General features: G+C 32.7%; 14 protein-coding genes. 12 read left to right on the top strand and 2 right to left on the bottom strand.

The features are described 5' to 3' along the window. Positions 1–8 precede the first annotated feature (8 nt). Together AD60_RS05345 and acpP are read right to left on the bottom strand one after the other, a co-directional pair. A complete protein-coding gene (locus tag AD60_RS05345; RefSeq protein ID WP_103876626.1) occupies positions 9–1,592 on the bottom strand; it encodes a CTP synthase in 1,584 nt (527 codons plus the stop codon). A gap of 87 nt (positions 1,593–1,679) precedes the next feature. Then, positions 1,680–1,937: an acyl carrier protein gene (gene acpP / locus AD60_RS05340; RefSeq protein ID WP_103876625.1), complete on the bottom strand. Its 258-nt coding sequence runs from the start codon at positions 1,935–1,937 to the stop codon at positions 1,680–1,682. Positions 1,938–2,204: 267 nt separating this feature from the next. Between acpP and AD60_RS05335 the strand changes: the two genes are divergently transcribed. The 12 genes from AD60_RS05335 (at position 2,205) to AD60_RS05280 (ending at position 14,525) form a co-directional block, all read left to right on the top strand. Further along, positions 2,205–2,747, top strand: a complete 543-nt coding sequence (locus AD60_RS05335; protein ID WP_103876624.1) for a hypothetical protein — start codon at positions 2,205–2,207, stop codon at positions 2,745–2,747. Positions 2,748–2,756: 9 nt separating this feature from the next. Continuing rightward, positions 2,757–3,437, top strand: a complete 681-nt coding sequence (gene rsmI / locus AD60_RS05330) for a 16S rRNA (cytidine(1402)-2'-O)-methyltransferase (RefSeq protein WP_103876623.1) — start codon at positions 2,757–2,759, stop codon at positions 3,435–3,437. Further along, positions 3,409–4,812, top strand: a complete 1,404-nt coding sequence (locus tag AD60_RS05325; protein WP_103876622.1) for an exodeoxyribonuclease VII large subunit — start codon at positions 3,409–3,411, stop codon at positions 4,810–4,812. Before rsmI ends, AD60_RS05325 begins: the two co-directional genes overlap by 29 nt. Positions 4,813–4,927: 115 nt before the next feature. After that, positions 4,928–5,200 (top strand): hypothetical protein, encoded by a 273-nt coding sequence (locus AD60_RS05320; protein WP_103876621.1) that lies wholly within the window; start codon positions 4,928–4,930, stop codon positions 5,198–5,200. An 80-nt stretch (positions 5,201–5,280) separates the two neighbouring features. Then, positions 5,281–5,586, top strand: a complete 306-nt coding sequence (locus AD60_RS05315; protein ID WP_103876620.1) for an extracellular matrix/biofilm biosynthesis regulator RemA family protein — start codon at positions 5,281–5,283, stop codon at positions 5,584–5,586. Between the two features lie 3 nt (positions 5,587–5,589). Then, positions 5,590–6,204, top strand: coding sequence for an ATP-dependent Clp endopeptidase proteolytic subunit ClpP (gene clpP / locus AD60_RS05310; protein WP_103927448.1), 615 nt, complete (start codon positions 5,590–5,592; stop codon positions 6,202–6,204). Positions 6,205–6,387: 183 nt separating this feature from the next. Then, positions 6,388–8,841: a DNA mismatch repair protein MutS gene (gene mutS, locus AD60_RS05305; RefSeq protein WP_103876618.1), complete on the top strand. Its 2,454-nt coding sequence runs from the start codon at positions 6,388–6,390 to the stop codon at positions 8,839–8,841. Between the two features lie 53 nt (positions 8,842–8,894). Then, a complete protein-coding gene (locus AD60_RS05300) occupies positions 8,895–9,329 on the top strand; it encodes an Asp23/Gls24 family envelope stress response protein (protein ID WP_103876617.1) in 435 nt (144 codons plus the stop codon). Then, complete coding sequence (gene nusB, locus AD60_RS05295) at positions 9,322–9,756, top strand: transcription antitermination factor NusB (RefSeq protein WP_158248383.1); 435 nt, start codon at positions 9,322–9,324, stop codon at positions 9,754–9,756. Before AD60_RS05300 ends, nusB begins: the two co-directional genes overlap by 8 nt. Before the next feature lie 63 nt (positions 9,757–9,819). Then, entirely contained in the window at positions 9,820–11,658 is a 1,839-nt protein-coding gene (dxs, locus tag AD60_RS05290; protein WP_103876615.1) for a 1-deoxy-D-xylulose-5-phosphate synthase, read from the top strand. 21 nt (positions 11,659–11,679) lie between these two features. Beyond that, a complete protein-coding gene (locus AD60_RS05285; RefSeq protein ID WP_103876614.1) occupies positions 11,680–12,198 on the top strand; it encodes a hypothetical protein in 519 nt (172 codons plus the stop codon). Further along, positions 12,192–14,525, top strand: a complete 2,334-nt coding sequence (locus AD60_RS05280; protein WP_103876613.1) for an endonuclease MutS2 — start codon at positions 12,192–12,194, stop codon at positions 14,523–14,525. The genes AD60_RS05285 and AD60_RS05280 overlap by 7 nt, the downstream gene beginning before the upstream one ends. The last annotated feature ends 1 nt before the right edge of the window (position 14,526 follow it).

Here is a 14,526-nt window from a genome sequence, read left to right as displayed (position 1 = left end):
CTTTTCATTTATTTGTTTTTTTCAATCGCTTCAATAAATGCTTTGAAGATAGGATGCGGATCTCCAACTTTTGTCTTAAATTCCGGATGGTATTGAATACCGATATAAAAAGGATGAGAACTCAGTTCAATAGCTTCAACGAAATCTGTAACGGCGGATATGGAAAGTTTATTAGGAACATTTTTCCCTTTTTCAAACATATTCTCGAAATCTTTGTAATTAACTTCATAACGGTGTCGGTGCCTTTCAAAGATAGAATTTTTCCCTTCATAGATCTTGTGAAGTTTCGTGTCGGGAAGTATTTCAATATTTTGAGCTCCTAGTCTCATTGTGCCGCCTAAATTAAGCATTTTTTTTTGTTCTTCCATCAAATCAATAACAGGATAAGGAGTATTTTCATCAAACTCAGTTGAATTAGCTTCTTTGTATCCGAAAACATTTCTAGCGAACTCTATCACCATTAGTTGCATACCAAGGCAAATCCCAAGAAGAGGAACATTATTTTCCCGGGAATATTTTATAGCCTTTATCTTTCCTTCGATTCCTCTTGATCCAAAGCCGCCTGGGATAATTATACCTTCATATTTACTTAAAAGTATTTTGATTTCCTCTTCGCTCATTTCTTCTAGCTCTTCAGAGTTGATTAGATCAGGCCTTTTTGCACCACTTAAAAAAACACTTTCCATTATACTCTTGTAGGCATCATCGGTACCTAAATACTTGCAAATCATAGCAATTTTTAAGTTTTTAAATGTTTTAGGACATTTCCAGCTCAATTCTTCAACTTCTTTTGATATTTCCAAATTCAATTTACTAGAAATAAGCGTATGAATATTCTTTTCATAAAGAATTTGAGGAACTTCATAAACGTTTGCTAAATCCGGAAGGTTTACAACATAGTCTAAAGGAACGCCTCCGAACAAAGCTACTTTTTCAAGGCTGGAAAGGTCTATCTCTTTTTCCGTTCTTACCAAAAGCATATCTGGTTGGATTCCTATTCTTCTTAAAAGTTGAACGGATTGCTGAGTTGGCTTAGTTTTAAACTCGTTGGTAACATGTAAATAAGGGACAAAAGTTACGTGTATGAACATAAAATTTTTTCGACCTTTCTCGAAAGACAGCTCTCTTACAGCCTCTAAAAATATTTCACCTTCAATATCGCCAACAGTGCCCCCTATTTCAATGAGCAAGACTTCTGTGTCTATCTCTTCGATCCTTTCTTTTACCCTTTCAGTAACGTGAGGAACCATCTGAACGGTAGCTCCTAAATACCTTCCTTCTCTTTCTTTCTCGATAACATATTTATACACTTGACCTGCTGTCATATTGTTGAAACTCTTCATCTCTATCCCTAAAAATCTCTCATAATGGCCCAAATCAAGATCCGCTTCGTAGCCATCTTCTGTTACAAAAACTTCTCCATGTTGGTTGGGGTTCATAGTTCCAGCATCTACATTCAGATAAGGATCTATTTTCAATGAATTGACGGTTAATCCCAGCTCTTTTAAAAGCCTTCCTATTGAAGCAGAAACAACTCCTTTACCTATACCGCTGAGTACTCCTCCCGTTACTATAATGTATTTTTCAGCCATTATTTTATTTCACCTCTTTTTTAAGAAAAAATTACCATATTTTAAAAAACAAGGGGGAGCGAATGCTCCCCTCATTTTGTGATTAATTCAATCCTCATCGTCGATGTTCAATTTTTCAGATAATAAATTAACCGCATTTTCAACGGTTTTGATTTTTTCTAACTCTTCGTCCTCTATCGTTACTCCGAGTTCAGACTCAAAAGCCATAGTTAAATCCACTAGCTCTAAAGAATCCGCGTCTAAATCATCGGTAAATGAGGCATCCAATGTAACTTCTTCCTCGTCGACACTCAACGTATCTACGATTATTTCTTTTACTTTTTCGAACAACTCATCCTTTGTCATATTTGTTTACCTCCTTAGCCATTATTTATCATTTTCCGAACGTTGGTCATTGATAAAATTCGTGTCAATTATAATGAGTTATTTTGGTTTTGTCAAGTTTCTTATTTTCATAAAAGTAAAATATTTATGAAATTTCTCTTTTTTATGAACTAACCAATATTTTCACGGATATTTATTATGATCTAATCTGTTTTTTAAAAGAAAATAAGGTTATTATGGTACAATTACATATATAATTATACAGATTGAAACAAAGAGGAGATTACATTGAAATATGAGAATGAGAGAAAGTATAGAATACCCGATAAATATATATTTAATAAGTTAGCCTCACTGGCCTTTGATGAATCGCTTATACTTCAATGGTACGATAAAAATGGTTTGAGAACGAGGTTAGAGATTAAAAATGGCCAAAAAGTGTGGACTTCAAATTTTAAAAAGGAAATAACAAAGGGATTAAGAGAAGAGGAAGAAGATTTTCTAAACGAAAAAGAAATCTACTTTGATAATTTAAAAAGTCAAAGGATGGTAATGAAAAAAAGATATCTTTTAAATAAAGACCCGGAAATAGTAGTAGACGAGTTGTTGAACCCTGATAATTGTATAAGATACAAAAAGGAATTTTCGAAGATTATGTATCTTCTAGAAATAGAAGAAAAGGAAAAGAATGTTGATTTAACGAAGTTCTTGATGGATTTTTTAGGCGACATTTTCTGGAAATTGGAAGACTTAACTTATTTAGATGGATACAACAATTCTGACTTTGCAGGGGAACATGAATGCGATTTAAACAAAATTGTTAGGATGTGAAAAATCAAAATGGGAAAATTAATTCTAGTTGGCACACCCATAGGTAATTTTGAAGATATTTCTTTAAGAGCCTTAAAAACTTTGGAAGAAGCTGATCTAATACTCACCGAGGATAAAAGGGTCACCTTGAAATTGATAAACCATTTTGAACTTGGCAAAAAAGAGTTATTTACTTTCAATGAGGCAAACTCAGAAAAGACTATGGACACTGTATTATCTTTGATCGAAAGTCATAATATAACCGCCTTAGTGTCAGATGCGGGGATGCCTGTTTTGGCCGACCCCGGCTTTAACTTGGTACAAAGGTGTTGGGAAAATAGTATTAAAATAGACGTGGTCCCAGGCCCTTCTGCATTGACTTCTGCTTTAGCTGTAAGTGGATTCCCGGCTTCCAAGTTTTTATTCTTAGGCTTTTTACCTCGAGGTAAAAAATTGAGAAGACTTTTGAGAGAGATAAAAGGTTTCGAATATCCAATAGTTTTTTTTGAATCTCCAAATAGAATAATAAAGACCTTACAAGAAATTTTGGATAATTTTGGAGAGATAGAAGTATTCGTTGCACGAGAGATGACGAAGCTCTACCAAGAATTTTTTAAAGGGAAAATTTCTGAAGGGATAAAATTTTTTGAATCCAAAGATCAAGTGAAAGGAGAGCTAACCGTTGTTATTTTCCCAACAAGAAGAATTTAAGTTTGAAAGCATACAAGAGTTGATAGAATATTTGAACAGTATATTCACCAGTTCTCCTCTTTACAGGCAAGAGATCGAGGTTATAGGTGATGTTACTCATGCAAAATACAGTAAAAGAGGGGACCTCTACATTGAACTTTCTCAAAGAGTGAGAAGTTCAAATTATTCTATAACTATAATTTTCAGTCAATCTAATGTTCCATATGTATTTGAACATTGTAGTGTTGATAACGAAAGAGAACTTCTCAATAAAAGGTGGAAGTTTCAGGGCATTGTTAACTTTTGGAAAAGAGAAGCTAAGTATGTAGTATCTGGTTCATCAATAATACCTTTAGGCGCTTCTGAAATAGAAAAGAAGAAAAAAGAAATATTGGAAAAGTTGGAAAAGAGCAATCTTCTAAGAAAAGTGGAACATGAACTAATAGAACTTGATCCAATAAAAAAGATAGCCGTTATTACTTCACCAACCGCTGCTGGTTTTGGGGATTTTCAAAAAAATATTAATCATTCTAGGTTTATTCCTATTGTACACTTATACCCGGCTCCCATGCAGGGTGCAGAAACGGTACCTGGGATCAAAAAAGCCCTGTTTGCTATTTTAAAGTCTGGAATCTATTATGATGTAGTTGTTATAATCAGGGGAGGTGGTTCAAAAAGCGACCTGATGTATTTTGATGATTTTGAGCTTGGTTCTCTTATAGCAAAGTTTAACCGAAAGATTCCTGTTCTTACAGGGATAGGGCATGAACAAGATTCTACAATACCTGATTTTGTTAGTTGGAAAAACTATTCAACACCTACGGAAGTATCAAGAGATATAGTCAATCAAATTAACTATTTTACAGATAATCTAGAAACCTTAGAAAAAAATATAACCTATTCTTTTACCAATGTTTATTATCAGATGGAGAACTTACTCTCTTTCAATACAATTAACAACTTTAAATATTACCTTAGTAGGGAATTAATTAATTTGTTCAGAACTTTGGATGAGGATCATCTTAATATTACTAGAAAAGTTAACCAAATGATTGAAAGTAGTGAAAAATCAATATCTCTCAACAAGTTGGACTATATTCAAAGGTTCATAGAATATAGCATCAAAACTTACAACCAGAACATAATAAGTACAACGAATGAAATTGTATCTGAGTTGAAAAGTAAGTTCGAAATATCAGAAAGAATTTTATTTAGTACTTTTCAAGAACTTACTAAGTCGAGTCCTTTTGCTGCGTTTTTAAATAACGGTGTTTTGGTAAAAAAAGGTGAAGAAATCATAGATAGTGTGGAAAAACTACAGAGGAAAGATGAGGTTAAATTAATATTTAAAGACGGAGAAGCTGATTCGAATATCGAGAATATCAAAAAATGGTGATAATTTTTGCAGCGTTGTGCAAAATAGCTCTTTTAAAATAAATTTTGATTTTGGGGTTCTTAAGGGGATAAGCCCCTTAACGTCCCCCTTTAACCATTGAAAGAGGAGGATAAAGATGGAAGAAATAATTAAACTGAGTCAAGAAGAAATTAAAAAGATGAGCTTCAAAGAACAATTAAAACTCTTGGAACGTATCAACGATTACTTTCAAAATGAAAAGCAAGACGAATTGGATGTTGAAAATGCCCTTGAAATTTATAAAAAAGCATTGGATATACTTACCTATGCAAGAGAAAAATTAGTCAATTTAAAGGAAGAAAAAGCACAAATTGATGAAAGATACGAGAAGATAAAAAACCAATTAAGTGATTCAACTAGCATTGATTAATGATAATTTAAACAAAAAATAATATTTGTTGTGTATAATCTAAGTGATGACAAACATTTTAAAGAGGAAGATGGATAATAATGTTTATAGCGGTTGGAAAAGGTGTTTTTGTGCCTACGGAGAGAATCCATTCTGTTGTCCCTGATTCATTCGTTCAGTTTGGTAAAATAAAAAAGATTTACCAAGGAATTGATGTATTAACTCAATTTGAAAATGAAACTGAGTTAGAAAATTCTCCACCTCCTTTAAATGCCACTGTTAGTTTGATTGATGCTTCATATGGCAAGGCGGTCAAATCTATTATTTATATGGATAGTGGCCAAATAGTGTTAACTGCGCTTGAATCAAAAAAAATTGTAGAAAAGATTAAGAAAGGAAGGCGATAAATTATGGCTATACCTATGCCAGTAGTTATAGAAACGGAAGGAAGATACGAAAGGGCTTATGACATCTATTCTAGATTGTTGAAAGATAGAATAGTTTTTTTAGGAACACCAATAAATGATGATGTAGCTAATGTAATAATTGCCCAGTTACTCTTCCTGGAATCTCAAGATCCAGACAAAGACATATTTTTATACATAAACTCTCCTGGCGGTTCTGTAACGGCAGGATTAGGAATATACGACACAATGCAGTACGTTAAACCTGATATTTCAACTATATGTATAGGTCAGGCTGCCTCTATGGGAGCGGTACTATTAGCGGCTGGTGCAAAAGGTAAAAGGTATTCTTTGCCTTACTCAAGAATTATGATACACCAACCTTGGGGTGGTGCCGAAGGAACAGCCGTTGATATACAAATACACGCTAGAGAGATTTTAAGATTAAAAGATGACCTAAACAACATACTTAGCAAACATACTGGACAACCCTTAGAAAAGATAGAAAAAGATACCGATAGAGACTTTTTTATGAATGCACAAGAAGCTTTAAACTATGGTCTCATAGATAAAGTAATAACAACAAAGAGTGAAGCCACTAAAGAAATCGACAAAAAATAATCAAGTCCAGACTAAAGGATTTCAACCAAATTTTATTAACAATTCAAATTAAAGAAGGCGCCAGAAACGAAGCGCCCTTCTTTTGTTTGAGAGTAGATACATTTGGAATAAACTAATTTTCAAAAAAAAGATTTCGATTTTAAAAGGGTTACAGGGCCCCAAAGAATGCGGGGAGGATCAGTTATGAGTAATTTAACTCCGATGATAAAGCAATATCTAAAGATAAAAGAAGAATATAAAGATTCTATTTTACTTTTTAGACTCGGAGATTTTTATGAAACTTTTTTTGAAGATGCCAAAAAAGTCAGTGAAATATTGCAAATTGTGCTAACGAAAAGAAATGGTCACCCTATGGCAGGCATTCCTTACCATGCTTTAAATAACTATTTAAAAAGGCTATTAGATGCGGGGTATAAAGTAGCTATATGTGAACAAATGGAAGATCCTCAAAGCTCAAAAGGTATAGTAGATAGAAAAGTAACCAGAATACTGACACCCGGTACCATCATAGACGAAGGTATGTTGGAAGAAACAAACAGATTTACAGCCTTGATCACCAACAATGGGAATTTGTTTAAAATAGCCATTTTTGATTTTTCAACGGGTGACTTTTATTTAGACTCATTTGATTTCAAAGAAAGCGAACTATTAGACTTCATCTCTTCTTTTGGTTTGGTACAGATTTTGCTATCCAAGGAGCTTGAACACCTATCAAAAAAGATAAAAAATTTAGCCAATCAGGTTTATGTAGAAATCTTGGATGAATGGTATTTTTCAAACAATTTTAAAGACCATTTGAAAGAAACGTACGAAGTTTTAAGTCTTGATCATTTGGATTACGATGATGAAGAATTAAAAGTAGCCGATGCTGTTTTAAAGTACTTAGAAGTCACACAATTTTCAAAAATCAAACACATGAAACTTCCAAAGCGTTTTAAAACAAAAAACTACATGTTTTTAGATTCCAACACTATAGAAAATCTTGGCATTCTTCCTACAAATTCAAACAAAGGAAAAACTCTTTACGACATTCTAAAATTCACAAAAACCAGTATGGGGAATAGAAAATTAAGAGAGTTCATCCTTACTCCTCTCACCGATAAAGAAAAAATAGAAGAAAGGCTAAACAAAGTCCAGTACTTAGTTGAAGATCCTCTTTTGTTAGAAGAACTAAAAGAATATTTGTCATCTGTAAAAGATCTCGAAAGGATCTCATCTAGGATTTCTTTGATGAAGGCAACTCCAAAAGATCTTATTGCGTTAAAAGATTCTTTGGAAGTGATTCCCTATATAATCGAATCTTTAACTTCGAATCCAGGATTGACCAATTTTTTTGATGGTATAGATGTCCTTAAAGAAGTTAAAGAGTTTATTGAAAATACCATCATCGAAGAACCTGCTATTGCTCCAGGAAACGGAAAAGTAATTAAAGAAGGTGTTTCAGAAGAGTTAGATGAATACAGAAACATATTTAATAACTTAGATAGCGTTTTGAAAGGTATTGAAAAGAGGGAGAAGGAAAAAACTAAGATTAGTAGTTTGAAAGTTGGAAGGAATAAGATTTACGGTTTCTATATAGAAGTTTCAAAAACACAATCTTCTAAAGTTCCTGATGATTACGTGAGAAAGCAAACGTTGGTTAATACGGAAAGGTATACAATAAAAGAATTGGAAGAGGTTGAACAGCGCTTAGCGATATCAGAAGAAAAAATAAAGGTTATTGAAAAAGATATTTACGATAAGGTATTAACTCATCTAAGTCAATATGTGGATAAAATAGAAAAACTTTCCGATAAGATCGCTGAATTGGATGTTTTTAGATCTTTTGCAGAGGTTAGCAGAGTTTACAATTACAAAAGGCCCACTTTTGTGCAAAACTCCAAAGAAATCAAAATAATCAACGCAAGACATCCAGTGGTGGAAAGATTTGTTGATGACTTTACTCCTAACGACTTATATTTAAACGAAGACAAGTTTTATATAATTTTGACAGGTCCTAATATGAGTGGAAAATCAACTTTTATAAGGCAAATAGGGCTAATAAGTATAATGGCACAAATAGGTTGCTTTGTTTCTGCCGAAATGGCGGAAATCCCTATTTATGATGGTATATTTACGAGAATCGGTGCAAGGGATGATATAGTTAGCGGAAAATCAACTTTTTTAGTCGAGATGTTAGAGGTTTCAACTATATTGAATAAAGCAACGAATAACAGCCTTGTGCTCCTTGATGAAGTAGGGAGAGGGACGAGTACATTAGATGGTATTTCTGTTGCATGGGCAATCTCAGAATATTTATTTCAAGTTAAAAGATGCAATACAATCTTCGCTACACATTATACGGAGTTAACTTACATGTCGCATATATATGAAGAAGTAGTTGCGAAGAGAATTAAGGTTGTAGAAACTATGGATGGTGTTATATTTTTACACAAAATTGAAGATGGCATAAGTGATAACAGTTACGGTATAGAAATAGCAAGATTGGCAGGATTTCCCGTCGAAATAATTGAAAGATCAAAAGAAATATTGGCTCAATTGTCAAATAGAGTTGACTTGGAAAATAGATTGAAGAGAATAAAAAATATTAATAAGAAAAAATATGAATCACATGAAAATCAGTTAAAAATGTTTTAATTTATGATATAATTAAAAATAGGTAAAATATTAATCCTAAGGAGGGAAAAACAATGTCTTTGAACGAGGAAAATGATTTTGGAGAAATTAGTATTTCAGAAAATGTGTTAAAAGATTTAGTTTTCAAAAGTGTAGAAGATTATATGAAAGAACAAAAGGTCTATAACGAGAAAATTCAAAAAGATTTGCAAAAGAGTATAAAAATTACAATTAATGATGATTCCAGTGTTAGTGTTTCGTTAAAGGTACCCGCTAAATACGGTGAAAACATCGTTGAATTTTCTAAAAATATTCAAAAAGCTGTTAAAGATGATCTTGAAAGAATTGCAGAGGTCTATATCTCAAACATTGACATATCTATTGAAAATCTTGTAAAACCCGAAGAGTTAGAAGAATACGAAGAAATAGAAGAAGAGACCTTGGAAAATGAAGAAACCCCTGAAAGTGAAGAAAAGGAGGATGAAGAGAAAAGGGAAAAGAATGAGTGAAAACATATCAAAAAAAAGGATGATGAGAAAGTTAATTTTTGAAAGCCTTTTCCAACTATCGGTAAAGGATGTGAAGTTGGAAGATATATTATTCACTTTTGAAAAATTAAACGAAGGGGTACGATTAGAAGAAAGTTATTATTTAGAGGCTAAACAATACATTGAAGATATTTATAAAGATAAAAATGAGTATGATGAGTTGATTAAAAAATATTCAGTTGATTGGTCAATAGAAAGGATAGGAAACATCGAAAAAACAGTGATGAGGATTTTTATCTACGAACTAATAAACAAAAAAGAGATACCTGTCAAAGTAATATTAAATGAATCCACGGAGTTAACCAAAACTTATGCGACACAAAAAGCCGCTGCTTTTGTTAACGGTATTATGGATAAGATTGCACGTTCTCAAGCATCGATTATGTAGAGTCACAAAAATTGAAAGGGGGGAAGTATAGATTTTGAGTAACTAAAAATCTATATAAAATGTATGGCATCACCAAATACTCCTCTGTATAAAGCACTTAAGAACATGGGCTACAAGGAATTAGAAGAAATAGCCCATGAGATTCGAGAGTATATTTTCAACGTTGTATACAATAACAATGGTCATCTTGCCTCAAATTTGGGTGTTGTGGAATTAACTATCGCATTGTACAGGATATTTGATCCACTAGAAGATGTTATTATTTGGGATACCAGTCATCAATCTTACGTGCATAAACTTTTGACAGGTCGTTGGAAAGATTTCAAGACCATACGGAAAAAAGGCGGATTAAGTGGATACACAAATATCTACGAATCACCAGCAGATAGATTTGGAGCTGGGCATGCGGGGACCTCTATAGCAGCTTCCGTAGGTTATGCGCTATCTGATAAAATAAAAAATAGGAAAAGGAATATAGTTACTGTTATTGGAGATGGAGCCTTAGGTTGTGGAATGGCTCTTGAATCGTTAAATCAGTTGAACTATCAAGATGCAAAGGTGAAGATAGTTCTAAACGATAACAACATGGCTATTTCAAAAAATGTAGGAGCAATTTCCCGATTGTTGAACAACTTTAGAATAAAAAAAGAATATACCCAAGCAAAAGAAATTTTAAAGAGTTCTTTGGAAGATTCGTCCGTTGGTAAGGATGTAGAATCAGTTTTAAAGAAAGTCAGAAACGCTTTAAAATACTCTATATACGATACACCAGCATCACTATTTGAAGAGTTAGGAATCAAATATTATGGACCAGTTGATGGACATGATATCAAAAAAATGGAAGAGTTTTTGGGATTTATTAAAGATTATGATGAGAAGTCTGTGATACTGCATGTTGTTACCACCAAAGGTAAAGGTTTCGAAGAAACTGAAAAATCTCCAACTAAATTTCATGGTGTATCAAAAAAAGAAGTGAACAAAGTCTCTTACAGTAAAATTGTTGGACATACGTTATCCCACTTAAAAGATTATGAGTTTTTAGCTTTTACGGGAGCCATGGCCGATGGAACTGGATTAAATATCCTTCAAGATATATGTCCTGACAAAGTAATTGATATGGGTATCACGGAACCAAGTATAGTTACTACTGCGTCTGCTCTATCTTTAGGTGGAGTTTTGCCTGTTGTTGATATTTACTCAACTTTCATGCAAAGAGCATTTGATTCACTTATTCATGATGTTGCCTTACAAAAGACACCGGTTCTATTTTTGTTAGATAGGGCGGGTTTGGTTGGAGAAGATGGTCCCACGCACCAGGGAGTTTTTGATATCTCATATACAAGGTTAATTCCAAATGTAGAAATCTGGACCCCTTTAAACGCACAAGATTTAGCTAATATGATTTATACTTCTGTAATAAATGGTTTGAAAAAACCTAGATTTATTAGATTTCCAAGAGATGGAGAAAAAATAGAAATACAAGATATACTCGACAACCTTCAAATAGTAGATGGAGAATGGAAATATTTAAAAATGGCTGATTCAGGGATATACGCTCTTGCTGTTGGAACTATCTCTCAAAATGTTTATGAAGCTCTGAAAGATTATAATATTAATATAATCGGAGTACGAAGCGTCAAACCTTTAAATGAATATTTTTTGGAAATATTGGAACAAAGAGCCGAATATATCTTTGTTTATGAAGAGGGTAGTTTAAAAGGTGGTTTCAACGAAGATATATTCAAACTGAGAATTAAGAAAATTTACTCATTTGGTGTGAAAGACGAGTTTGTTTCTCATGCCACGAGAGAAGAACAACTAGAAGAGTGCGGCCTTTCTATAGAAACTATAAGGGATAACTTTGAAAAAATCGTCTCTAAGGTTAAAATACAATCATCTTAAAAATAAAAGGGAGAGTAAAAAATGATAAAAAATAAACTTTTTTTAGTACTTTCCATATTCTTTATCATAACTAGCGTTACATATGCTTTTGAGTTATTATTGACCCCTTCTTATTCTTACACGCTTAATTCAACAGGTGATACAAGCATTCAACAAAGTTTAGACTACACCGGCGGAAGGATTTCTTTTTTAGTTCCAACACAAGATAGTGAAGAAATCTCCTATGGCCCTTATTTAGGATTTTTTTACAATTACGAATTATTAGATAGTTTACAAAATATAGAAGATGTTGGAATTTCTTTAGGGTTGAATATGAAATATACAACCGGTATAATTGGCAATTTAGATTTCTTGGTATCCGCCTATGGAGGCGTTCACACGGAAGATTATTTTAAAACCTTTAAAACGGAAATACTTATTAATGGAGGTATCAGCTACAACAATTTATCTCTGTCTGTTGGTTACGAGACCAGGTATTACCAAGGCGACCTAACGGTTAATTATCTACCAATCTCGTTGGGAGTGAGTTTTAAATTTTAGAAAAAACCTACAAGGATTTGGAGATCGAAAAAATATTAAATTTTGTTGCATCCTATAGTCATACCGATTATGGTAAAGAGTATTTTTCAGAAAATGTAAAAATGTACGAAGATCTAACAGAATTAGACCGAGAAGTGAATATTTCTCGTGTTTTTTTTGATATGGCAATTAAAGGTAAATTAAAAGATTTGTATGGTTTAAGTTATATCCCTTCTATAATGGAAAAGATCAGCAACAAGGAAAGTATCGAAGGTAAAGAATTCAGAAAGATTGGAGAGTTTTTGGAAGACGGTTATGCCATTCATAAATATTACAGCGGTATAAATGATTTGCTAACTGATAAGTTATCAGATTACAAACCTCTACTTGATTTAAAGGATCAGATCTTTAAAGTTTTTACTTCTGAAGGAGAAATTAAAGATAACGCCTCGATAGAATTAAAAAGAATAAGAAACGGTATAAACACTGTAAAACATCAATTAAATGTAGAATTCAACAAGATAAAAAGTAAGTATATTAAATACCTTTCTTTAGACCAGCCCCTGGAAAGAAATGGAAGGTTATGTATAGCGTTAAAAAGTGAAAATAGAAATGTTATAAAAGGTATTACCGTAGGAAGATCCGATTCCGGTGCTACTTTGTTTGTAGAGCCAGACACCATTATAGAACTGAATGAAAATCTGATGGATTTATTCTCACAAGAAAAGAACGAAATCAGTAGAATAATCTCAAATTTGACTTTTGAGCTTCAAAAAAACAAATTTAAAATAGAAAAAAACATAGAATTGATAGAATATATAGATGCCAATATAGCAAAAGCTAGATACGCCAAAGATATGAATGCTGTATTCACTCTACCCCAAACTACTAAAAAGATTCTTCTCAAAGAACTAAAACACCCATTAATACCAAAAGAAAAAATAGTCCCCATAGATGTTGAACTTGATAGAAACGGGATGATAATAACGGGACCTAACACTGGGGGTAAAACGGTTTCTCTGAAATCAATTGGATTAGCCTTTTTTATGGCTCATTCCGCTTTACCAGTATTAGCTTTAAATGCTGAAATACCTTTTATAGAAGAAATTTACACGGATATAGGGGACCAACAGGATATATCTCAAAATTTAAGCACTTTTTCAGCACATTTGCTGAACTTAAAAAATATACTTGAAAACGTCGATGAAAAATCCCTTGTATTGATAGATGAGTTAGGAACTGGAACCGATCCTATTGAAGGAGCTGCCTTAAGCAAAGCCATTTTGAAGTACCTATTGATGAAAGGACCAATAATATTTGCCACTTCACATCTATCTGAAATTAAAACATTCTCTCTGGAAGAAGAAAAATTACTCGCTGCTTCTATGTCATTTGATATTGAGACACTTAAACCTACATACAAACTAATGATAGGAGTGCCGGGAGCTTCACATGCAATTGAAATAGCCGAAAGACTGGGGATTGACCCTCAAATAATAGAAGAAAGTAAAAGAAATCTCAGCGAGGAATTTTCACAAAGTGAAAAAGTACTCAGTAGATTAGCTTCTATACACAAAGAATACGAAGAAAGTATAGAAAGGATTAGGAACAAAGAAGAAGAGATCGGCAAAATGAAAAAAGAGTACGAAGAAAAACTTCAAAAATTAAAGAACAAAGAAATAGAAAGTCTCGATCCCGAGTTGTATCAACTTAAAGAACAGATAAAAAAGATGAGAAGCCAAATTCAAAACGTATTAAAAGAAATCAAGCAATACAAAGATCAAATCGATCTACAAGAAATCAGCAAAAAATTAAAAGAATCCGAAAATATGGCCTCACAACTTGAAAAAATTAAAAAAACGTTATCTCAAAAACAAAAAGGGCGAAAAATTGAAAGATCTAAGATAAAAGTTGGAATGAAAGTAAAAACCTCTAATAATATTAAGGGGACGGTAAAAAGGGTGACAAACTCAAAGATAACCGTTCAAATTGATGGTTCTCCCATAGAGATAACTTATAATCCAACGGAAATTGAACCTATAATTAACTCTGATAAAGATAAAAATGAAGAAAAAAGAATTCAAGTTAAAATAGATCAAAAGAAAAATATGAACACTGAATTAGATGTTAGAGGTTATTCAGTAAATGAAGCTATACCAGAAATAGAAAAATTTATTTCTGATTTAATAAGTTCTGGGATAAAAGAAGGAAGAATAATACACGGAAAAGGAACAGGGAAACTAGCTATAGGAATTTGGGATTATCTAAGAAAATCATCTCTAATTAAAGATTTCAAAATCGCCCGAAGTGAAGAAGGGGGAACAGGGGCGACAGTAATAGAAGTTTAAA

The sequence above is a fragment of the Petrotoga sp. SL27 genome, from assembly GCF_002924605.1.
Lineage (GTDB): Bacteria > Thermotogota > Thermotogae > Petrotogales > Petrotogaceae > Petrotoga > Petrotoga sibirica.
This window is presented reverse-complemented; position numbering and strand designations above follow the sequence as displayed.

What these genes read in the sequence shown, in the direction of transcription:
- AD60_RS05345 (WP_103876626.1), bottom strand. Translation starts at nt 1,592, where the DNA reads ATGGCTGAAAAATACATTATAGTAACGGGAGGAGTACTCAGCGGTATA.
- acpP (WP_103876625.1), bottom strand. Translation starts at nt 1,937, where the DNA reads ATGACAAAGGATGAGTTGTTCGAAAAAGTAAAAGAAATAATCGTAGAT.
- rsmI (WP_103876623.1), top strand. Translation starts at nt 2,757, where the DNA reads ATGGGAAAATTAATTCTAGTTGGCACACCCATAGGTAATTTTGAAGAT.
- AD60_RS05320 (WP_103876621.1), top strand. Translation starts at nt 4,928, where the DNA reads ATGGAAGAAATAATTAAACTGAGTCAAGAAGAAATTAAAAAGATGAGC.
- AD60_RS05315 (WP_103876620.1), top strand. Translation starts at nt 5,281, where the DNA reads ATGTTTATAGCGGTTGGAAAAGGTGTTTTTGTGCCTACGGAGAGAATC.
- clpP (WP_103927448.1), top strand. Translation starts at nt 5,590, where the DNA reads ATGGCTATACCTATGCCAGTAGTTATAGAAACGGAAGGAAGATACGAA.
- mutS (WP_103876618.1), top strand. Translation starts at nt 6,388, where the DNA reads ATGAGTAATTTAACTCCGATGATAAAGCAATATCTAAAGATAAAAGAA.
- AD60_RS05300 (WP_103876617.1), top strand. Translation starts at nt 8,895, where the DNA reads ATGTCTTTGAACGAGGAAAATGATTTTGGAGAAATTAGTATTTCAGAA.
- nusB (WP_158248383.1), top strand. Translation starts at nt 9,322, where the DNA reads ATGAGTGAAAACATATCAAAAAAAAGGATGATGAGAAAGTTAATTTTT.
- dxs (WP_103876615.1), top strand. Translation starts at nt 9,820, where the DNA reads ATGGCATCACCAAATACTCCTCTGTATAAAGCACTTAAGAACATGGGC.
- AD60_RS05285 (WP_103876614.1), top strand. Translation starts at nt 11,680, where the DNA reads ATGATAAAAAATAAACTTTTTTTAGTACTTTCCATATTCTTTATCATA.